18 protein-coding genes and 1 riboswitch are annotated in these 20,209 nt (G+C 42.1%); of the genes, 14 read left to right on the top strand and 4 right to left on the bottom strand.

What is annotated here, in order from left to right; translation table 11 throughout:
• Positions 1-13: 13 nt before the first annotated feature.
• From IGI50_RS15185 to IGI50_RS15175, 3 genes are all read right to left on the bottom strand, one after another.
• Positions 14-1,006, bottom strand: coding sequence for a hypothetical protein (locus tag IGI50_RS15185; RefSeq protein WP_438777529.1), 993 nt, complete (start codon positions 1,004-1,006; stop codon positions 14-16).
• A gap of 401 nt (positions 1,007-1,407) precedes the next feature.
• On the bottom strand, positions 1,408-2,844 hold the full coding sequence (locus IGI50_RS15180; protein WP_438777528.1) for a helix-turn-helix domain-containing protein: 1,437 nt from the start codon (positions 2,842-2,844) through the stop codon (positions 1,408-1,410).
• 110 nt (positions 2,845-2,954) lie between these two features.
• Positions 2,955-3,659, bottom strand: a complete 705-nt coding sequence (locus IGI50_RS15175; RefSeq protein WP_222226147.1) for a helix-turn-helix domain-containing protein — start codon at positions 3,657-3,659, stop codon at positions 2,955-2,957.
• 394 nt (positions 3,660-4,053) lie between these two features.
• On the opposite strand from IGI50_RS15175, the gene IGI50_RS15170 reads away from it, so the two are divergent.
• The 10 genes from IGI50_RS15170 to IGI50_RS15125 all read left to right on the top strand — a co-directional run bounded on the left by IGI50_RS15170 (position 4,054) and on the right by IGI50_RS15125 (position 16,596).
• Positions 4,054-5,028 carry a tRNA dihydrouridine synthase gene (locus IGI50_RS15170; protein WP_438777527.1) on the top strand — a complete coding sequence of 325 codons (975 nt, stop codon included), beginning with the start codon at positions 4,054-4,056 and terminating at the stop codon, positions 5,026-5,028.
• 135 nt (positions 5,029-5,163) lie between these two features.
• Entirely contained in the window at positions 5,164-5,673 is a 510-nt protein-coding gene (locus IGI50_RS15165) for a macro domain-containing protein (protein ID WP_438777526.1), read from the top strand.
• Positions 5,674-5,740: 67 nt separating this feature from the next.
• A complete protein-coding gene (locus IGI50_RS15160) occupies positions 5,741-6,127 on the top strand; it encodes an ASCH domain-containing protein (RefSeq protein WP_438777525.1) in 387 nt (128 codons plus the stop codon).
• 383 nt (positions 6,128-6,510) lie between these two features.
• Complete coding sequence (locus IGI50_RS15155) at positions 6,511-8,034, top strand: helix-turn-helix domain-containing protein (RefSeq protein ID WP_218256222.1); 1,524 nt, start codon at positions 6,511-6,513, stop codon at positions 8,032-8,034.
• A 20-nt stretch (positions 8,035-8,054) separates the two neighbouring features.
• Positions 8,055-8,348, top strand: coding sequence for a nucleotide pyrophosphohydrolase (locus tag IGI50_RS15150; protein WP_218256221.1), 294 nt, complete (start codon positions 8,055-8,057; stop codon positions 8,346-8,348).
• A gap of 495 nt (positions 8,349-8,843) precedes the next feature.
• Entirely contained in the window at positions 8,844-9,392 is a 549-nt protein-coding gene (gene lepB / locus IGI50_RS15145; protein ID WP_218256220.1) for a signal peptidase I, read from the top strand.
• A gap of 60 nt (positions 9,393-9,452) precedes the next feature.
• Positions 9,453-10,667, top strand: a complete 1,215-nt coding sequence (locus IGI50_RS15140) for a DUF7601 domain-containing protein (RefSeq protein ID WP_438777524.1) — start codon at positions 9,453-9,455, stop codon at positions 10,665-10,667.
• 1 nt (position 10,668) lies between these two features.
• A complete protein-coding gene (srtB, locus tag IGI50_RS15135) occupies positions 10,669-11,577 on the top strand; it encodes a class B sortase (RefSeq protein ID WP_438777523.1) in 909 nt (302 codons plus the stop codon).
• A gap of 25 nt (positions 11,578-11,602) precedes the next feature.
• Positions 11,603-12,277, top strand: coding sequence for a hypothetical protein (locus tag IGI50_RS15130; RefSeq protein ID WP_438777522.1), 675 nt, complete (start codon positions 11,603-11,605; stop codon positions 12,275-12,277).
• 134 nt (positions 12,278-12,411) lie between these two features.
• Positions 12,412-16,596, top strand: a complete 4,185-nt coding sequence (locus tag IGI50_RS15125) for an SdrD B-like domain-containing protein (protein ID WP_438777521.1) — start codon at positions 12,412-12,414, stop codon at positions 16,594-16,596.
• Positions 16,597-16,634: 38 nt separating this feature from the next.
• On the opposite strand, the gene gloA2 is transcribed toward IGI50_RS15125, so the two are convergent.
• The gene (gene gloA2 / locus IGI50_RS15120) at positions 16,635-17,024 is read right to left on the bottom strand and encodes an SMU1112c/YaeR family gloxylase I-like metalloprotein (RefSeq protein WP_438777520.1); all 390 of its coding nucleotides are present in this window, start codon (positions 17,022-17,024) and stop codon (positions 16,635-16,637) included.
• A 178-nt stretch (positions 17,025-17,202) separates the two neighbouring features.
• A riboswitch (TPP riboswitch) is annotated at positions 17,203-17,292 on the top strand.
• Positions 17,293-17,435: 143 nt separating this feature from the next.
• Here gloA2 and thiW point away from each other — a divergent pair.
• The 4 genes from thiW to thiD are packed head-to-tail and all read left to right on the top strand — an operon-like array spanning position 17,436 to position 20,165.
• On the top strand, positions 17,436-17,915 hold the full coding sequence (gene thiW, locus IGI50_RS15115; RefSeq protein ID WP_438777602.1) for an energy coupling factor transporter S component ThiW: 480 nt from the start codon (positions 17,436-17,438) through the stop codon (positions 17,913-17,915).
• Complete coding sequence (locus tag IGI50_RS15110; protein ID WP_438777519.1) at positions 17,912-18,730, top strand: hydroxyethylthiazole kinase; 819 nt, start codon at positions 17,912-17,914, stop codon at positions 18,728-18,730. Before thiW ends, IGI50_RS15110 begins: the two co-directional genes overlap by 4 nt.
• Positions 18,721-19,350 carry a thiamine phosphate synthase gene (gene thiE, locus IGI50_RS15105; RefSeq protein WP_438777518.1) on the top strand — a complete coding sequence of 210 codons (630 nt, stop codon included), beginning with the start codon at positions 18,721-18,723 and terminating at the stop codon, positions 19,348-19,350. The genes IGI50_RS15110 and thiE overlap by 10 nt, the downstream gene beginning before the upstream one ends.
• Entirely contained in the window at positions 19,347-20,165 is an 819-nt protein-coding gene (gene thiD, locus IGI50_RS15100) for a bifunctional hydroxymethylpyrimidine kinase/phosphomethylpyrimidine kinase (protein ID WP_438777517.1), read from the top strand. The genes thiE and thiD overlap by 4 nt, the downstream gene beginning before the upstream one ends.
• The last annotated feature ends 44 nt before the right edge of the window (positions 20,166-20,209 follow it).

Below are 20,209 nucleotides of genomic sequence, written 5' to 3'. Positions count from 1 at the left end.
CTCTACAGCCCCATCACTTTTTCTTCTTCCTTTTAAGAAACTTTTCAATTCTATTTTTTGCCCTTCGTTCGTTTCGCCGTTGTTGGATTTGATCTTCGTTCTTGTCGGAAGCATCTGAGTTCTCTTGGTTTGCGGCGGCGTTTTTCGCTGGTGGTCTTTCTGTTTTGGACAGATTGGATTTGCCAGCAGCGTTCTTTGATTTGGCTGTTGGCGACTTAGTGGGTGGTTCTGTCTTCGATTTCGCTGCAGCAGGCTGATTTTTTTGTTGAGTGACCTTGCCAGTAGCTGTGGTGTTTTTTGCTGTCGATAATTCTTGCTGGGTGTTTTTCTTACGAGGCGTTTCTTGTTTATTGGTTGTTTCTTGAACAGGTTCCTCAGCATTTGCTGGTATGGCTTCGTGCTCTGCATCGAGACAGCTTTTTTTGCTTTTGAATTTTACGTATTCGGCAAAGCGGCGGACGCCGGAGGTTTGGAAAATCGTTAAGGTGGTTAAAATGCTCAATACTTCGGCGGTTTCTTCTGGAGAGGTAATGGGTTTTGTATCCCGCAATGTCCAGGTATGTTTTTTGCCAGCGGCATCTTTAAAAACGGAGATAAGATCGAATTGAAAGTCGGATTCTTGTGAGTGTTCGCGACTTTTTTTCTCCAATAGTTTTTTATAGGAACAAGCTTCTTTGGTAGATGCTTGGTATTCTTCTTTGCTGGAGAATAAGCGTTGGGTGACGGTTTGCCATTCTTCGTCAGAAAATAAGTGCTGAAAGTAGACACAATGTTGGCGCAGCGTGTCATTTGGAGTTGCGGTTAAGAAGAGTTCATGGATCAATTCCTTTAGTGGCTGAAGTGAGAAGTCGCTGATACAAAGCGAGTGGCGAACAAGGATCGCTACTAGATATTCGACTACCTCCGCGGCCTGTTGATTTTGCTCGAAGGATCGAAGCACACGTTTAAAGAGGTTCTCCTTCTTCATTCCAAATAATTGTCTTTGTCCAAGCTTTGCTACGTCCATTGTCGTTTCCCTCCACACTTTGCGAAAATCTTTTTAGAAATCGCTTTCATTTTTGTTATATTTATCATGTTAACTGTTTGAAATAAGGTTGTAAATAGGGAGAAGTGATACTTTTTTTCTATTATTTTTATTTAAAAATTGAGTAAATAATGCAAGTTCATATTTTTTGGTTTTTCGGATTTGTTCATCATTTTTGGGATGATTATTGTATTTTTTTCTAAACGGATGGAAGAAATTATTTTGTTGTTTATTGGATTTTTTCAAATCTCTCTTTCTTATTAAGTAAGATGAATAATTATAATTTTTTTGCTAAAAAAAGAGATTCCGCATAAAAAAATGCAAAATCTCTTGAAAAAATATTTCGTTCTATGTTCCCTCAGGATGAATCATCGATGCTTTCATTATTGTTTTGTCAAAACACAGGTGAAGATATAATTTGAAATATCTTTTAAATCGCTGGTTAAATGGTTAATGGAGATTGGTAGAATGAAGTCCTGCTCTTGATTCAATAAACAGCGTTCGCAGACGATAAAGCAGGGGATATTGAAAAATAATTCCGGAATATCCTCGATGGAATAATAGATTTCATCATTGATAAAAAAATAGTTCTCAGAAATGATCTTGCTGATATTATTCCGAAATAGCATGTGCGAGTATTCGTCTTTCGCAACGATGATGATGGGGAGTTTCTTTTTCGCGCCTTTTTTCAGGATAGGCATGACGAGGTGGCAGAATTGCAGGATGATCGATTCAGACATCATGAGTTGCTCTGAAAAATTCTCTTTTATCCAGGTAAATACGATCTGACTTATTTTTTCTTTTATCCCGCGATCCTCACAGTTTATAAAATAATATTGATTGAGCAGAAATTCGTTGATGCCTAATGAGGTCGTGTACACAAGATCCATTAAGGGCTTTTCGAATTCAATTTCTCCCAGCAGATTCATTTCAAAGGCGGCTTCAAACTGTCGAATCAGCTGAACAACGGAGGGGTGGCTATTAATTAACCGATTGCGGTAATATTGATAGTCTATTTCAATCAAGCGGTAACTTTCTGGATTGTAAGGCAAGTTTTTATAGATAAAAGAGATGAACGCGATGTTCTCATCATCGAGCGTTATTTCGTGCTGCGAAAAGCAAGTTTTGATGCTGTTAAAAAGAATCCCCGTTTTCAAAAATTTGATCGTTTCACCATCGATCGGAAGACGACTTTTTTTCGTGATGCTTAAAAAGACCGCATAGCGTAAGTAATGAAGGCTCTTGCTGCTGAGATGATTTTTCAGTAAATCGCCTAAATCATGGGCGATTTGTTCAGACTTAGCAAATAGCGGATTTTTCTTCAGATCCTCCACCCCGATCCCTCGCATCCACAGAGTTAAATAGATATACCGTACCTTAAGCTCATTTTCAAAAGCTATTTTTCCTTCGGGCGTGCTGCCTAATCCTTGTCTAAAAAAAATTTCAGCCTTTTTCTTTAGATTGAACACCTTTGTGACCGAGATAAACTCTTCTTCGGCTATGGAGGTATAGTTGTTATTGCCTAATAGACAACGGTAGCATACCTTCAAAAAAAGGGAGTCCGAGTACATTTTACGAACTAAATCGTAACAGGTGACGCCCTGTTTAAAATGAAAGGATAGTTGTGAGCGAGTGATAGAATAGGAAGCTATGTCCTCCTCCAGCCGTGCAGCGATTTTTTGACAGTCCTTTTTGATCGTGTTGAAGCTGGTATTCATATTGGCCGCAAGCTCCCCAATTTTGATTTGTCTGCATTCGTATAGCACGTAAGTAATTTTGACTCTGCGTAGGATATCTTTTTCTATAAAGTTGTCTATCAATTGAATGTCTCCTTATATTGTTAAACCTAAGAAAAATCTTAATATAAAATAAGTATCCCTCTATTGTTTTTGCAAGAAGGGCCTTGTTGGCGAACTTCCCCCAAAATTTGTTAATTCATATATTCCTGCACCTCATTGAACAATAGATCCCCTAAAAAGTAGCCTTTGTTCCATGAGGTAATCAATTCGCCCTCGGGAAAATGATAGGCGGCTAATTTCTTTTTGATTCGATTGGTTAAATTAGATAGCTGGCATAGGTTTGATTTGGTCGCATCCTTTTCCCAAATTAAATAGCATAATTTCTCACGAGACAACGTTTCTCCAGTTTTTTGATACTGATAGAGATAATGCAAGAATTTCTTCTCATTGGCTGAAAGGCTGAAGAAGAATAGCTCAGAATTTTTTTCGGCATGGGGGACTACTCCCTCGCTATCAAGAGGGCTTGATTTTGTTTGACTGCTCGTCCATTTAGCAATTTTTTCAATGACCTCGATATCCGTGGTTTCTGGATCGATCCAATCATCGATCTCATCAATCAAGTAGGAGCATTCGGAATTCTTCAGGTCATTTTTCCTGCCCTTTCTTAATAGAGCTAAGCCGTTTTTCTTAAATGCAGAATAATACTTTGAAACTTCTAAAGTAGAAATGGTATCACTAAAGATGACCAAAGAGAAATACTTGATGATCTGGGGAGAAAGCTGTGCATCCAACATCAAATCACTGGAACAATAGACCTCGTCATTTGATCGTTGTAAAATGGCCTGTAGGCTTTGCTCCGCCAATAAATTTTTTGTTATGATTAATACTCTCGTCATAATTTTTCACTCCTATTCGTAAATTCCCAGTTGTATTCACAACGGTTAATAAGCATCTATTCACGTATTCGTCTTATTATTTTGTTAGCGCCGCAATCATACATTATCAAAAATATTCAAAGTATTTTTTTATTCTTTTTAATTTTTTTTGGCTATAAATTAAATTTTTGGATAAAATACATTTTAATATCAAAACACAATATACTAAGCGCTATTATTTATAAAGACAAAGACAGTTAGATAAATGATCACTAGTCAAATTTTGTTCTTTTTTAATAGGAGTGGGACGAGAGAAAACGCGCTTTTTGCTTCTTCCATCAAACCTTAGTATAATAACGTTGTTTTGAAAATCGTGCGGACATTTACTTAAGTGCGGTAGGAGGAAATATACATAATGACAACGAATTTTTGGGCAGAGCTGCCAAAGCCCTTTTTTATTTTGGCACCAATGGAAGATGTAACGGATGTAGTGTTTCGTCATGTCGTTAAAGCGGCGGGGGCACCAGATGTTTTCTTTACGGAGTTTACAAATTCCGATAGCTTTTGTCATCCAGATGGCATCGAGAGTGTTCGCGGTCGGTTGGCTTTTACGGAGGATGAGCAGCCGATGGTGGCGCATATCTGGGGAGACAAACCCGCTTTTTTCCGTGAAATGAGTATTGCCTTGGCGGAGATGGGATTTAAAGGGATCGATCTGAACATGGGCTGTCCCGTTCCCAACGTTGCGGAGCGAGGCAAAGGGAGTGGGCTGATTCTACGTCCAGATGTAGCCGCTGAATTGATTGCGGCAGCGAAAGCAGGCGGATTGCCTGTGAGTGTTAAGACACGGCTTGGTTTTACAGATACGGCCGAGATGGAAAGCTGGATCAGTCACTTATTGAGACAGGACATTGCCAATCTTTCGGTCCATATGCGAACAAGAAAAGAAATGAGTAAGGTTGACGCTCATTGGGAATTGATTCCTCAGATCGTTAAAATGCGAGATGAAATTGCCCCTCAAACCTTGATTACAATCAATGGAGATATTTTGGATCGTCAGATGGGCCTGGCGCTTGCGGAAAAGTACGGAGTAGACGGCTTGATGATCGGCCGCGGAATCTTCAAGAATCCCTATGCCTTTGAAAAAGAACCAAAGGAGCACACACCGAAAGAGATGATCGACTTATTACGACTGCAGCTTGATCTGCAGGATCAGTTTTCGGAGCAGGTTCCTCGCTCCATCGTTGGGTTGCACCGTTTCTTTAAGATTTATGTCAAAGGCTTCCCAGGCGCAAATGACTTGCGTGTAAGCTTGATGAATACAAAGTCTACTGCAGAGGTGCGGGAGATTTTGGATACTTTTGAAGAGGAACATCAAGAGCTATTTTAATGGTTTAAAAGAAAAGAGAGACGGATTCCAAATTCGTTCTCTTTTTTCGCCTTCACTGACCAATAAAATCGCGAAGCTTCTGATTGATTCTCACTTCTTGATATAATAAATCAAAAGAAGAAGGAGCGAAAAAGAATGATCGAAGTAAAACTTGGTGATATCTCTCGTTTAGAACGGCCTGTAGATGCGATCGTCAATGCCGCAAATGCAGCCTTGATTCCGGGCGGCGGTGTTGATGGGGCGCTAAATCGAGCGGCCGGACCAAAATTGAAGCAGGCGATGGCGAAAATCGGCGGCACTCCGACTGGTTCGGCGGTAATTACGGAAGCCTTTCATTTACCTGCTACCTACGTGATTCATGCAGTTGGTCCACGCTATATTGATGGCGAGCACGAGGAAGAACGATTGCTTTACTCTGCCTATGAGTCCGTATATCGGCTGGTTCATTCCCACGAGCTTCATACCATAGCTGTTCCCGTTTTAAGTGCGGGAATTTATGGCTATCCTAAGACAGAAGCCGCTCGGGTCCTTTATGAAGTGGCTAATCGAAGAGAAAATCAGGCAATCAACACGTTGGTCGTAGTCTTTGAATCCTCCTGGCTGCCGATTTTTGAAAGGCTTCAACTAGGTAATGAAAACGATTAACTATTTTTATCAATTTTATGATAAAGTGATAAGATAATAGTAAATAAGTAAAAGCGAGGCGAATGATTTGAAAGCTATCTCAATTCACCCTGAGCCGGTCATGGAGATTCTTTCCGGCAAAAAAACTGAAGAATATCGGTCGTGGAGCACCCATCATCGCGGACCGTTATTAATATGTTCGACGGCGATTAAAACACCTGGCTGCATCTCCGGGCACGCGGTATGCATTGTTGATCTTGTCGATGTAAAAAAATTAGCTGAGGATTCATATGCGTGGGTCTTTGAAGATGTCCGTTGCATCAAACCTTTCTCTATCAAGGGGCAGCGACGTTTGTACCATGTACCAGATGATCGGATTGTCGAACCAGAATCGGGTGAATTCGTAATAGAAGATGGCGAAAAAGTCGTTACCGAGGAATTTTGGCAAACATACTATCTTTCAATAGTGGATTAATCTTTTTCATTTCGCTAGATGAAAGAGGCTCAGTGATCGTTTCTATCAAACGATTACTGGGCTTATTTATTTGTCGATTTAGGAATGAAGAACGGTGTTTGTTGTTCTGATCGTAGGGCGTACTTTTTTTCTTAATCTAGAAAAATCGTTTGTCTAATTCTGCTATTTTGAATATTTTTGACCAAAAATTGCCATAATTGTGTTTTCATATTATTATTTGTTAACAAAATAGAAATTATACAAGGAATGAGTATTTATTTCATACAATTAGGTGAAGGTTGATAAGAAAATAGGCTCGGTGGTAGTTGTTGGTGATAGGGCTTTTAGGGGAACCGGATTTTGTAACTTTTAGGGAAGGCATTCTTTTTGAGAGGAGAATGATCATGGATTTTCGTACACTTTTGGGGACAAGCAACAAGCGGCGGCTGGCATTAGTAGAGCGACTTTATTATCATCGGGATGGTTGGTCGAGCAACCAACTGTTGAGTGAACTGAATTGTTCGTTGCCGATTTTATTGAATGATATTGAATTGATTAATGAAGAATATCCAAGCTTTCAAATTACGAAGACGCAAGGTCTTTATCGCTTAATGGTAGACAAAAAGGTGAACTTAGGGAATTTATATGCCAATATACTCAATACTAGTCCGGAATTTCAGATCATCGAAGAGCTTTTATACGAAGAGTGCGACAGTATTACGATCTTGGCGAAAAAATTGTATCTCAGCACCTCCAATACGCAGCGCTATTTAAAAAAGCTTGAACAAATGTTTACTCAGGCAGGCATGGAATTATGTTACCGACCACTACGCTTAGAGGGGAACGAGGGAGAGATTCGTAATTTCTATTACCGCTTTTATAGTGAGCGGCAGGTAGCTTTTGAAAGTCCGCTGCCTAAGCTGCCGCCGAAACACTACCATATTATTGAACGCTATGTGCAAGAATTTGTCCGCATCAATCAGATCCACGAAAAATATGTTTTTCAAAAACGCTTGATTTACAATTTCTATATTAGTATTTGGCGGATCAAAAACGGTCATGACTACCCTAAAGAGGAGCTTAGAATTGAAGGACTGGCGTTACCCATGGAGTTGCCTTACAAAGAATTGCGGCAGTCAGTTAGAGAAGGGGCGGATCTGACATTGACCCCAGAGATGACACGAGATGGCTTATGGCTGCTTTTCTCCGATTCTATCGTATTCAGTTGGAAACATCGGGAATTAGCAATGAAAGATAATGAAAAATACCAACAATTGTTTCATCGGCATTATGAGCTGGTAGAAGCCTATAATGAGCTGCTGGGGCATCGTCTAACCAAACAAAATTGCATTGATTTGGCTACAGTTTTATCCAATGATTTTTATCTGTATGATCCTGATGGCCAATACTTATGTTTACTTTGGCGGAATCGCACCATCTTTCTTACAGAGGTTTCCAAGATGTATTGCCGAGGGGTAGAAAAGGTGAGGACATTGGTGGAGCAATTTGTTCATAAGTATCAGATGTATCAAGAGGAAGATTTCATCCGAAATTATGTCTACTTGCTGATCACGACAGAAGAAAGAGGAATGGAATGGCTGGCTAGTCAAGAGCCGTTGTTGAAAGTCTTATTGCTGTCTGAACTGACACCAACAGAGGAAAGCTTTTTAGCCAAACAGATTTCGGACAAAATCTATGGGAATTTTATGATTTATCATTTCGAAAAGTTGTCTGGCGGCACACCGCAGCTGCAACAGGAATTGAAAAAATACGATTGTCTGATTACTACAGGCTCTGCTCAAGGACTGCCGGAGGAGTATCCCGTCGTTGTGATCGATCCTTTTTTGACGCGGCAGAGTACCCGTTGGATCCAGGAGACGATCAACGAGCTTGAGGAAAAACGTCAGCTAGTATCTATGGTAGAATAGTAGCGAAAGAAGGCTGATGTATGAATAGTATGGAGAAAATCAATCAATTTCGCGATGAACGAAACTGGCGTCCTTTTCACAATGAAAAAGATTTAGCCCTATCGATTTGCTTGGAAGCGGCGGAGCTATTGGAGCTTTTCCAATGGAAAGAATCCGAAGAAGCTCGCACGCAGACTGAACGCTTGAAGGAAGAGTTGGCGGATGTGCTGATTTATTCTTATATGATGGCAGATAATTTGGATTTTGATATTGATGAGATCATCAGTGAGAAGTTGAAGAAAAATGCAGTGAAGTATCCAGTAGAAAAAGAATAGAACTTGCGGAGCAATCCCACGAATGGAGCAGAGAAATCTGCTCTTTTTTGTTTTTTTAAAGAAAAATCTGCTAATAAATGAATAGCCGCTATGTTAGGAGGTTTGTTTTTAATTGTTATATATAATCGACTTTATAATAATGTTGGTTTTTGTATGTAATTCAAATAAAATGAAATAGAAAAACGCGATTTTATAAGCGTTTTACGAAAACCGAGTATTGTTTATGTGTGTTTTAATCAGTTTTTTTCATTTCTAATAAAAAAACACAGTGATTAAATAACTGGTTTAATGAAAAAACGATTAATATTTCAGTTGAGTTAAATATGTATATATGTTAATTTATAATTGAAAAGCAATTGTTTGCTAATAAATATCACTTATTATTAAAACTATTATTTGAACTTTAATAAAATTTATAATTGAACTTTCGTTATTCTAAACTGTTATTACGGCAGTATGTGTGATGATTTTTAAGAAAAGAATCAGGTAAGAAAAATGAAAAAAGCTCAAAAAGTAAACGAACAACCCAAAAAGCGTAATAGGGCCTCTTCAGACTTTTTTAAGCAGGAGTTATTTTCTCTTGTTACAAAGCTAGCGGTTTTGTTGACCCTGGCGTATTTTGTCGTCCATTTTGTCTATGGCATCACCCGCTATCCAGATGATTCAATGGTGCCGGCGGTAAAATCTGGAGATGTCGCTTTATATTATCGGCTAAATAAAAACTATGTCGCTTCAGATGTGATCGCTTTAGAATACGAGAACGACCTGCAGCTTCGGCGAGTGGTTGCAATTGAAGGTGACACAGTAGACATAACCGAAGAGGGACTAGAGATTAACAATCATTTACAAGTGGAGCATCAGATTTATGAGGAAACCCTTCCTTATACAGAGGGAATCGATTATCCAGTAAAAATCGGAGCAGGGGAGGTATTTGTCTTAGGCGATAAACGAGAAGCGGCAATAGACAGCCGTGTATATGGGCCAATCAAGACTAAGGATACGCTTGGTAAGGTGATCACGATATTGAGACGAAGAAGTATTTAAGTTTTCAACCTAAATGGAAATTGAAACTAAATAGATAAATATTTTTGAGGAGGAAAGAGGATGAAAAAGAGAAATTTATTACATGTTTTTTTAATTGGTTTAGCAGCATTGAGTGCAATTATTGGGATAGGAATGATTAATCCCACAGAAGTCAGAGCAGATGACACATTATATGAAGATGAAGCGGTTTTGACGAAGGAATTAAAAATACCAGAAGGTGTGCTTGTACCAGATCTGTCATTTGAATTTACTGCCACACCATTAGGAACTGAGGATGAAGATGGGATTATAGATGCCAGTGAAATTGTCAATCAGCCAGCATGGTCGATTCCTGCAATAAATTTTGGCAGTCCAGATAAAGGGACGACGAACGATAACTTTGTAAGGTCAACGACCAACTTATTGGCAGATATTAAAGCGCTCAATTTTCCTCATGCGGGCACTTTTGTTTATGAAGTAGTCGAGGTAACGCCTGATACCAAATCGAAGGTGATCAGTCATTATTCAGAAGCGCTTTACACTGTACGTGTCTACGTTGAAAATGGTGATGATGGAAATCCTGTAGTTAAAGGAATCACTGTTTATCAAGTTAAAAAAGATGACGGAACGCCTGGTGGCTACAAAGTAGATCCGACACCGGGTAGTGTAACGCTAGATGGCGGCAGTGAATTCCGATTCGTCAATGAATTTTGGGATGAGACAGAACTTGAAGTAGAAAAACGAGTTGCAGGAAACGCTGGGGATCGAACAAAAGCGTTCGATTTTAAAATTACTGTGACATTGCCAGAAACAACTAAAAAGGATTTTGAGTTAACGTATACGACACCCTCAGGTTCTGATCCAGACAGTCCTATTATCTATGATGAATCAACAAGAATTTTTGAAATTGATGTTAAATTAAAGCACGGAGAAAAAATCAGCTTTGATAATCTGCCTGTCGGTTCTACCTACAACGTAGTCGAAACAATCGCTAAGGGATATACCCCTTCAGCAGTGGTTACTGGACGAGGTACAAATGGAGTAGCAACGGATGGCACACCTGATGATGACTTGAAATTCACAGTTGAGGTAGGCGGCATTAGCGATCTGCTTGTGGACGCTGAAGACGTGACAGCCCAAACGCCAATAAAAAATACGACGGTTGTAACCAATGAATACAAAGATCCTAGTATCACAGGGGTTCTTACCGATAATTTCCCATTCATCGTCATGGTCCTTGTTGCTGGTGTCGGAATCGTATTTTTGACAGTAAGTAAGCGAAGAAGAGCACAGTAAGATGTCAGCGCCAAAAGAACCAACGAAAAAAACACTTTCTTTTAGCGTTCGTTTGGTCCGTTGTTTTAGTAACTTGATTGATCGCATAGCAGTGATTCTTTTATTGCTGCTATGTGCGTATGGGATTTACGGAATGTGGGATACGAATCAGTTGTTATCAAGTGCGCAGTCCTCCAATTTGCAACAATACAAACCTGAAGCAGATGATACGCTATCCTTTCAGGAATTGAAGGAAATCAATGACGAGGTGATTGCCTGGCTGACAGTCTACGGAACAAAAATTGATTATCCCGTAACGCAGGCTGATAATGATCAGAAATATGTGAATACAAGTGTCCTAGGAAAGTATTCGCTGGCGGGGAGTATTTTTTTATCTAGTGAAAACGCCTCAGATTTTTCTGACTTCAATAGTATTATTTATGGTCATCACATGGATAAAGAAGCGATGTTCGGCGGTTTGGATAAATTCATTGAAAAAGAATACTTCAATCAGCACCAATACGGCAATCTTTATTATGATGAAAAAAATTATGGGATTGAATTTTTTGCCTTCATTAAGGGGGATGCCTATGACTGGCAGCTGTATAATCCAGGGATTCAGGAGAGTGCGGCTCGTGAATCTTATTTGTCGTATTTGCTGGAACAGGCCAGTCAAACGCGTTCGATGAAGGTCACGGAAGACGATCGGATTGTTTTATTAAGTACCTGTGCGTCTGAACCGACAAATGGTCGGCATCTATTGATTGGAAAACTCTTTGACGAACCCTTTGAGGATCCCTTTTATCAGGCAGAAGAAGTCAAACCCTTTTTAGGAATTGATCCGCAAGCTTGGTGGGGAAATTTATCTAAATGGCGAGGTGCTTTCCTGCTGGTCCTTTGGCTCGTCATCTTGCTTGGTTTGTTTTTGTGAAGGAAAAAAGAAGGGAGCAAATAAAATGAGAACACGTGAAAGATATGAAACTTGTTTTTATCTAGTTGTTCTCCTTGTCGTTGCTTTTTTCTTTCCAACGCAAGTCTCGGCCCAAGCGACGGCCCATATTCCCATTGAGCAGACCTTTAAAATGGACGCTGGCAGTTTGGAGCAGATCGCCCAAACAGGTATCTATATTCTTGAACCGTTAGAGCCGAACAGTCCGATGCCTAATAATCAGACACCTTATCAAGTACAGCTAGCAGGAAACGAAAGCAAAATTATTGAAGGGTTCGATTTTTCTCATGAAGGGACGTTTATCTATAAACTCTATCAACAAATCCCCTCGGATAAACCTGAGATTATCTATGATGATCAAGTCTATCTGATCACCGCTCATGTTGTGGACATAGATGGAGCTTTAAACGTTGATCTTACAGTGAAGAATGCTCAAAAGCTGAAGGTAGCTGCGGCTGTATTTGAAAATATGTACACGGCGGTACAAACAAAAAATCAAGAGGAACCTATGACGGAGTCTCTGCCCGATACTAAGCAGGAAAAGGAAAAAACTGAGGAATCAGAACGTCGTCTGCCAAGTACGGGCCAGCTGAAGGAAAATCTTTGGCTATTGGGATTCATTGTTTTACTTGCGGCAATGAGTTTCTACAAAGGAAAGCAATACATTGAAACCAAAGAGTAAGATGTCGATCCATCCTTGATGGGTCGACGCTTTCTCAAAGGCTAGTTGTCTTTTTTTCTGAGGATATGACAGGCGGTCATTTTTTCATAAAAAAGGATTACTGAAGAAGATACAAGTGAGGAGGTTTGACAAAAATGAGGAATAAAAGCAAGCGGTGGTATAGCTGTTCAAACTGGCTGACTCTTTGGCTGATCCTCACGCTTTTTTTGACAAACATGCCTTTTTCTATGATCTCTGCTGAAACGATAGAGGGGTCCTCCACTGCAGAAGAGCTTCAAGAATCCCTTCATAGCAATGAAAAAGAGTCAAGTACACAAGCAACGACTGACAATGAAGGGCAGCAAACCATAGAATCAACCGAAAAAGTTGAAGGAGCCCCTGTTGCGCAGGCAATAACTGGAACAATCATGGGCATGGTCTGGCTAGATGAAAATGAGGACGGTGCACATGACAGGGATGAACGACAGTTAGCAGCGATCAAACTCTATTTGGTGGAAGCGGAAAATAAGAACCAAGAAATAACTGAAACGGTGACGGATGACTCTGGAAATTACTCCTTTAAGGACTTAGCGGCAGGGGAATATCAAGTGGTCGTCGAAGAACAAACGTTGGATGGCAATGACTATTTAGTTCCGATCGCCGATATTCAGTCGGGAACGGACAACAAGTTTGATAGCGACAAGGAAACGGAATCTTCACGTTCCTATTCTAAGCCGATAAAGGTAACAGAAAACGAAGCTATCGTGGGTATAGGTGCAGGAATGCGGCTCAAAAGGTTACCCAACGCAACAGGTGGAAATTATAAAGTCTATGATTCCACAAATGCATTGATAGGCTCTTACCCGACTTTAAAAGCTGCTGTTGAAGCTACAACAAATACTGAGCCTTTCACGATTCTACTGACAGGTGATGACACTGCCCAAGGGGAAGAAGCAACGATTGCTACAGGAAAAAACATCCTTTTGACGTCTGCTTCAAACAATACTATTACCCAAAACATCGAGCCTAAAAGTGAAACGGACCCAGAAGAACAAACAAAGCGCCACATAAAAGTCAGCAGTGATGCGAGTCTTACTTTAGAGAATATTACTTTAGCAGGAGCGGGAAAGGCCTATAACGACGGACAATGGGGACCATCCAATGGCGGTGTGGAACTAACAGGAGGAACACTGAACCTTGGAGAAAATGCGGAAATTACCAAGACCTTTGGAAATAAAGGTGGTGCGATTGAAGCAAAGGAAAATAGCAAAGTCTACTTAAAAAGCAACAGTAAGGTGTATCTAAATCAATCAAGTGACACCGGCGGCGGGATATACGCTAAAGATAGCACAGTAGAAGTCAGCGGGACGAGCAGCATCTCTGAAAATATCGGACAATGGCGGACCGGCGGAATTCATTTAGATCAAAGTTCTCTAACGGTCAACGACCAAGCGACAGTGACTGCAAATATTGCGAAGCACAATGAAGCTGGCGGTATCAAAGTCGAAAATAACAGCAGCGTCGTGATGAACGGCGGCAGTATCACCGCCAATAAAGTAGAGGACAATGGGAATGGCGGCGGAATCTATCTAGTCAGCGGGTGTACGCTTACCCAAAATGCTGGTGAAATCAACCGAAATGAAGCAACCAATGGTGCGGGCATTTATACTACTGGTGGAAGAGTCGAAATGACAGGTGGAACAATCTATCAGAACGAAGCTAGTGCTAACGGCGGTGGGATCTATACAACAGAAGGACCGATTCAGGTATCCAACGGTGAAATCAGTCAAAATACTAGCGAGGTAAATGGCGGTGGTATTTTTATCCGAAAAAGTACCTTAACGATAATTGATGGAAAGATAAAGAACAATACCGCTAACACTGATGGTGGTGGGATACGTGCAACAGGTGAAGCGATTCTCGAGGTGACCGGCAACGCAAGTGAAATTAGTGAGAATGAGGCCAATTATGGCGGTGGCATCTCGGTAAATGAAAATAGCCAAATAACTATGACTGACGGGACTATCAGTAAAAATACTGCAGGGCAACGCGGCGGCGGAGTCAATTTAGATGGGACAGCGACCACCTTCACCATGCAAGGAGGAGAAATCAGCGAAAACAAAGCGAAGCAGAGTGGCGGTATCTTAGCAGATAAAGCCATTGTCACAATTACTAATGTAAAAGTACGCAGCAATCAATCGACTGGGAATCAAGCAGGAGAAGGCTATGGCGGCGGGATCATGATCGAGAATCAATCGAATGGGACTGGCGGCTGGTATTCAGCGAAGGTGACCGTCATCGACAGTGAATTTACAGGAAACAGTGCTTATGATGGTGGTGGTCTGTATGTAAGTGAAGGAAGTCAAGAGTTGTCGATCACTGGGTCTACTTTCACAGAAAATACCGCGCGACATCAAGGCGGCGGCATCTTTGTCAACGGCACCCAGACCAAGATCAGCGAGAGTCGCTTTGATTCAAATAAGGCCAGCAGGTATGGTGGCGCCTTAAAGCTGGGGATGGCAACGGTATTAGAAATAGAAACCAGCACAATCAGCGGCAATGAGTCTCGCTATGGCGGTGGCATCTCCGCCAATGACGGCAGCAAAATCACGATGACAGCGACCGATATTACAAGAAATAGTGCCCGTCTTATCGCGGATGGTGAGTCTGAGATCGTAGAGGGCACGCCGCCAGTGAGCGGAACGGAAAGTGAGAATAGAGGTGGTGACGGCGGTGGCGTAAATATCGATTTGCCGGATACGGAATTCAAGATGACCAAAGGGAAAATCGAAAGGAATAAAGCCGAAAGCAGTGGCGGTGCATTATTTGCGACTGCCCACGCAAAATTCACACTTGGCGGGACGGAGGCTGAACAAGTTGAGGTAATCAAGAATACTTCGGAATCGCAGGGTGGGGCGCTTTTTCTTAAAGAAAATGTTGAAGGGACCATCAGTAATAGTCTTATAGAAGCCAATACCGCTGGAGGAAATGGTGGTGGGGCGCGTCTAGAAGCCGATGCTCGTTTGATTATCATGAATAGCAGTCTGAGTAAAAACACCGCTTCTTATGGCGGTGGGATCTCTGCCAATAGCGCCAGTACCGTCGAAATGAACGGCTCAGCAAGTACAATTTCCGAAAATACAACCAGTAATTTTGGCGGCGGGGTGAATATTGATAACGCAGGGACAGTCTTTACCATGAACGATGGTTCGATTGCTAGTAATCCTGCACGAAATGGCGGCGGGGTCTTTGCCAGTGCCGGTGCAGAGTTTCAGATGAATGCGGGCTTGATCACTCAAAATACCGCGCTCAATAACGGTGCGGGCGTGTATCTCCAAGCAACGGCGCAGTTATCGGTTACTGGCGGTGCCATTTCGCTGAACGTCGCAAAAAGAAGCGGTGGCGGTATTTTTACAGAGGATTATTATTATGATTCTCCAGTAGATGCAGATGCTTACTATCGAAACATTACAGTTACCGGTTCAGGTGAGGTCACCGAAGACAATCGTTCTCAGAGAAAGCAGCCTATACCACATATTATCAATGGACCGCTTGGATTTGAAAATAGTTATCTGAATGATTATCAGGTCAATTATTTCCCGAACTCAGTAAGAATCGTTTATGATCCAAATGGTGGCGGCGGCGAACTATATGAGGAACAATATTTCAAACTAAATCCTCCAGAAATTGCAACAATTCGTTCAGAAACAGAGTTGAAATATACCCCGCCAAGTGACCATCCTGAGTATGTATTTCTATATTGGTGCGAAAGTGCTGATGGTGAAGGCAAGCGCTATAGTACAGAGGGAACGGACAAGATTACGATGGATAGTGACAAAGTACTTTATGCGATTTGGGGACCGCCAACGACCCTTTCTGGGACAATCTTTCTTGATAAAATCAAAAATAGTACCTATGACAAGGGTGAAGAATTAGAGAATCGAGAAGTGACCTTATATAAGAAGGTGGAAAATTCCTCTGAGTATGTTGCGATCGAAACAACCCTTACAAACCAAGATGGCAACTACTACTTTACAGCTACCGACCAAAATTCCTATAAGGTTTCTGTGAAAGTACTGGATGAGGAATATGGCAAGTATGGATTTGTCAAAAAAGGGAGTACGAAACTTAGCAGTCACGTGAACCCGGATGGCTTTTCTGATCCGATTACTATCGACATCGAAAAAGAAAGAAAGCCCGTTTTAAATGCCGGTTATCTTGAATCAGTCGTTGTCACAGGCGTGAAACACAATGCAGAAAATGGCTTCTTTTATCTGATCAGTCTTCTGTTAGCTGGACTCGTAGTAACGCGTATTTTTGCGCTTAGAAAAACCGAATAGAGAAAACGCTCCTTTTCAACGACGAAAAGGAGCGTTTTTTATTCGTGTAATTCCAATGGCAGACCGTCAGGATCAAAGAAGAAGGTCATCTTCTCACCAGTAAAGTCATCGGTTCGCAGAGGTTCGCACTCGATTCCGTGACTGTTCAAGAAAGCGATGGTTGCTTCAATATCCTTTGTTTTAAAGGCTAAATGGCGTAATCCCGCTGCCTCTGGAAAGCTTGGGCGTTTCGGTGGATTTTTCACCGCGAAGATTTCTAATTCTGCGTCGTTCAACTGTAGGTCAAGTTTGTAATCTTGACGCTCTGGTCGGTAATGCTCCCGAATAATCGGCAGACCAAGGATATCGACATAGAAATGCTTCGCCTTCTCATAGTCGGAAACAATAATAGCGACATGGTGAATCGCGGAAAAATTTGGCTTCGGCATAAAAAACATCCTTTCAGTTTTTACTTATCTAGTTTATTGTAACAGGACTAGAGGCTGGGGGCGTTCTAGCCGCTTTCTTAAACGTCTTATCGCGTCAAAGCTGAGGGAGCTTACGAAGTCTTTTCTTATTATAAGCTAGTTGGATTAAAAAAAGTATGTTATACTCCAATCAATTGAAGAGAAACATTTGGGGTGCTGTTTAGCTGAGATTATACCCATGGAACCTGATGCAGTTAAGACTGCCGCAGGGAAATGTAGCTAGTTGACTGATCGTACCCGACCATTTTATTTTGGTTGGGTTTTTCTGTCTTTTACTCCTTTTGTTTCTTGCAGAATGGTTGCTTGAAAATGAGAAAGGAGTTTTTTGTCGTGGAGAAAAATAAAATCCACAAATTGACGCTATTGGCTTTAATGATTGCCTTGGATGTTGTTTTGTCACCTTTGATGCGAATCGAGGGGATGGCGCCGATGTCTAGTGTCATGAACATTATCGCCGGCGTGTTGTTGGGTCCCATTTATGGAACGGTGATGGCGCTAGTTTGTGCCTTGATCCGTATGACGATGTTAGGGATTCCGCCTTTGGCGCTGACAGGAGCGGTGTTTGGTGCTTTCTTTGCGGGGTTGTTTTATCGTTTGGGAAAAAAACTGATCTGGTCAATGCTGGGTGAAGTTGTTGGTACGGGAATTATCGGCTCGCTCTTATCTTATCCTGTGATGGTGTGGTTCACCGGCAGTCAGAACGAGCTGTATTGGTTGATTTACACTCCGCGCTTTGTCGGTGCGACCCTGATTGGCTCGGCGATTGCTTTTGTCGTCTTAGTAAAGTTGCAGGAAACAGCGATTTTTAAACGCTGGCAGCGCTTATTTTCCAGTGAAAGGATGTTTGGATGATGAAAATAGATGGTTCAAAACTACTGCCCTTAACCGAGGCTCCGCTGATTCATTGTATAACCAATGAGGTGACCTGTGAAACGGTAGCGAACGCGCTGCTTTATATCGGGGCAAAGCCGATCATGGCTTGTGATCCGCGGGAGTTTGACGAGCTGTTTCGACAGACAGACGGTTTATTGCTGAATATTGGTCATCTCTCGGAGGAACGTGAAAGAAGTTTAGTCGCCGCTGCGAAGCTGGCAAACAAGGTGGGAAAGCCAACCGTCGTTGACCTAGTAGGCTATGGGGTCAGCCGCACAAGAGATCGGATAGGGCGTCAGCTTGTTGAAGAAAAGCCAACCGTAGTAAAGGGGAATATTTCTGAACTGCGTAATTTTTGCGGCTTACCAAGCCATGCCCGCGGAGTGGATGGCAGTGAGCTGGATCAAAGCGACCCAGCAATCGAAGAGCTAACAAATGCTCTGCAGCAATTAACAAAGACGTATCCTAAAACAACCTTTTTAGCTACTGGCAGCCAAGATATTATTGTGGATCAGTGCAGAGTCTGGCAGCTGCGAAACGGCGTGCCGGCATTGGATCGCTTTACTGGGACCGGCGATGTTGTCGGTGCTTTGATCGCCGCGTTATTGGGGACTGGAGCAGAGGCTTCGGCGGCGGTCGTTACGGCGGTCAGCTATTTTAATCTATGCGGAGAGCAAGCAGGCGATGAAAATGGCTTGGCGGCTTTTCGACAAGCAACCTTGAATCAACTCTCGCTTTTGATGGAAAAAGAATGGTGGACTGAAGTGAAGGGAGAAGAAAAACAATGGACTTAACGCTTTATTTGGTAACAGCTCGCTATGATTTTAGCGATGAACACTTTCTGACGGTGATTGAAGAGGCCTGTAAAAATGGGGTCACACTTGTTCAGCTGCGAGAAAAAGACTTACTGACGGGAGAATTTTATGCACTGGCTTTGAAGGTAAAACAGGTGACGGATCGGTATCAGATCCCGCTGATCATCAATGACCGGGTAGATATTTGCTTGGCGGCTGATGCAGCAGGTGTGCACATCGGGGATGATGAAATGCCAGTAGAGGTGGTGCGGTCGCTGATTGGTCCCGAAAAGATCTTGGGCGTGTCAGCAAAAACTGTCGAACGAGGAGTTGAGGCAGAAAAAGCCGGTGCGGACTACTTAGGCATTGGGGCGATTTTCCCAACAAAAACCAAAGAGACGCCGCTAACCTCGATCGAAACACTGAAGGCAATCAATGAGCAGGTAACGATTCCTAGTGTTGCGATCGGCGGGATCAAGGAAGATAACCTGACGGATTTTTACGGAACAGGAATCGCCGGAGTATCGATCGTTAGCGAAATCATGCAGGCAAAAGCGGTCGGCGAAAAAGTTCGACGTTTGAAAGAAAAAATGGATAAAGTATTGGGGGAATCAAAATGATAAATGAAACGCCTCAGGTTGTAACGATTGCCGGATCAGATTCTGGCGGTGGCGCAGGAATTCAAGCGGACCTCAAAACCTTTCAGGCACGAAAAGCTTTTGGAATGAGCATTATTGTGGCATTGACGTCTCAAAATACCTATGGGGTACAAGACAGCATGGCGATTCCTAGCCCCTTTATCGAAGCGCAGTTTGATTCTTTAGCCGCTGATTTTGCGATTGGTGCTGCTAAGACTGGGATGTTGGCGGATGTGGAACGAGTAGAAACGGTGGTAAAAAAGCTGAAGCAGGTAGATTTTGGCCCAATAGTCGTAGATCCTGTAATGGTAGCGAAGGGCGGCCATCATCTGTTACAAAGTGACGCGGTAAAAACGATCAATCAGCAATTACTGCCATTAGCGACGATCGTTACCCCCAATTTGCCAGAAGCAGAAGTCATCATTGGTCAGCGGATCGTGACGGATCAGGAGATGATCGAGGCAGCGAAAAAGCTGCAAACCTTCGGTACGCAAAACGTTGTCGTTAAAGGCGGACACAGCCAGAACAAGGATGCGGCGGATTATGTTTTGCTGGCATCAGGAGAAAGCTTCTGGATGAGTGCGCCGAGAGTGGAGACAGCAAGTACTCATGGAACTGGTGACACCTTTTCCGCCTGTATCGCCGCGGAACTGGCAAAAGGAACCGAGCTGAAGGAAGCGATTATTATCGGCAAGAAATTTATCCAAGCAGCTATCAGCCAGCCGATTTTTGTTGGGCACGGACATGGTCCAACCAATCATTGGGCCAAAATGACCGATAATATCGTCATCAAATAAAAAAGAAGTTGAGAAAGAGTCCCTTCTCTAAACGTTACAAGCGA

The sequence above is a fragment of the Enterococcus sp. DIV0170 genome (assembly GCF_051710765.1).
Lineage (GTDB): Bacteria > Bacillota > Bacilli > Lactobacillales > Enterococcaceae > Enterococcus_A > Enterococcus_A raffinosus.
This window is presented reverse-complemented; position numbering and strand designations above follow the sequence as displayed.

Excerpts from the sequence above, each read along its gene's own strand:
- IGI50_RS15185 (WP_438777529.1), bottom strand. The coding sequence starts at position 1,006 with ATGGACGTAGCAAAGCTTGGACAAAGACAATTATTTGGAATGAAGAAG.
- IGI50_RS15175 (WP_222226147.1), bottom strand. The coding sequence starts at position 3,659 with ATGACGAGAGTATTAATCATAACAAAAAATTTATTGGCGGAGCAAAGC.
- IGI50_RS15170 (WP_438777527.1), top strand. The coding sequence starts at position 4,054 with ATGACAACGAATTTTTGGGCAGAGCTGCCAAAGCCCTTTTTTATTTTG.
- IGI50_RS15165 (WP_438777526.1), top strand. The coding sequence starts at position 5,164 with ATGATCGAAGTAAAACTTGGTGATATCTCTCGTTTAGAACGGCCTGTA.
- IGI50_RS15155 (WP_218256222.1), top strand. The coding sequence starts at position 6,511 with ATGGATTTTCGTACACTTTTGGGGACAAGCAACAAGCGGCGGCTGGCA.
- IGI50_RS15150 (WP_218256221.1), top strand. The coding sequence starts at position 8,055 with ATGAATAGTATGGAGAAAATCAATCAATTTCGCGATGAACGAAACTGG.
- lepB (WP_218256220.1), top strand. The coding sequence starts at position 8,844 with ATGAAAAAAGCTCAAAAAGTAAACGAACAACCCAAAAAGCGTAATAGG.
- IGI50_RS15140 (WP_438777524.1), top strand. The coding sequence starts at position 9,453 with ATGAAAAAGAGAAATTTATTACATGTTTTTTTAATTGGTTTAGCAGCA.
- srtB (WP_438777523.1), top strand. The coding sequence starts at position 10,669 with ATGTCAGCGCCAAAAGAACCAACGAAAAAAACACTTTCTTTTAGCGTT.
- IGI50_RS15130 (WP_438777522.1), top strand. The coding sequence starts at position 11,603 with ATGAGAACACGTGAAAGATATGAAACTTGTTTTTATCTAGTTGTTCTC.
- IGI50_RS15125 (WP_438777521.1), top strand. The coding sequence starts at position 12,412 with ATGAGGAATAAAAGCAAGCGGTGGTATAGCTGTTCAAACTGGCTGACT.
- gloA2 (WP_438777520.1), bottom strand. The coding sequence starts at position 17,024 with ATGCCGAAGCCAAATTTTTCCGCGATTCACCATGTCGCTATTATTGTT.
- thiW (WP_438777602.1), top strand. The coding sequence starts at position 17,436 with ATGATTGCCTTGGATGTTGTTTTGTCACCTTTGATGCGAATCGAGGGG.
- IGI50_RS15110 (WP_438777519.1), top strand. The coding sequence starts at position 17,912 with ATGATGAAAATAGATGGTTCAAAACTACTGCCCTTAACCGAGGCTCCG.
- thiE (WP_438777518.1), top strand. The coding sequence starts at position 18,721 with ATGGACTTAACGCTTTATTTGGTAACAGCTCGCTATGATTTTAGCGAT.
- thiD (WP_438777517.1), top strand. The coding sequence starts at position 19,347 with ATGATAAATGAAACGCCTCAGGTTGTAACGATTGCCGGATCAGATTCT.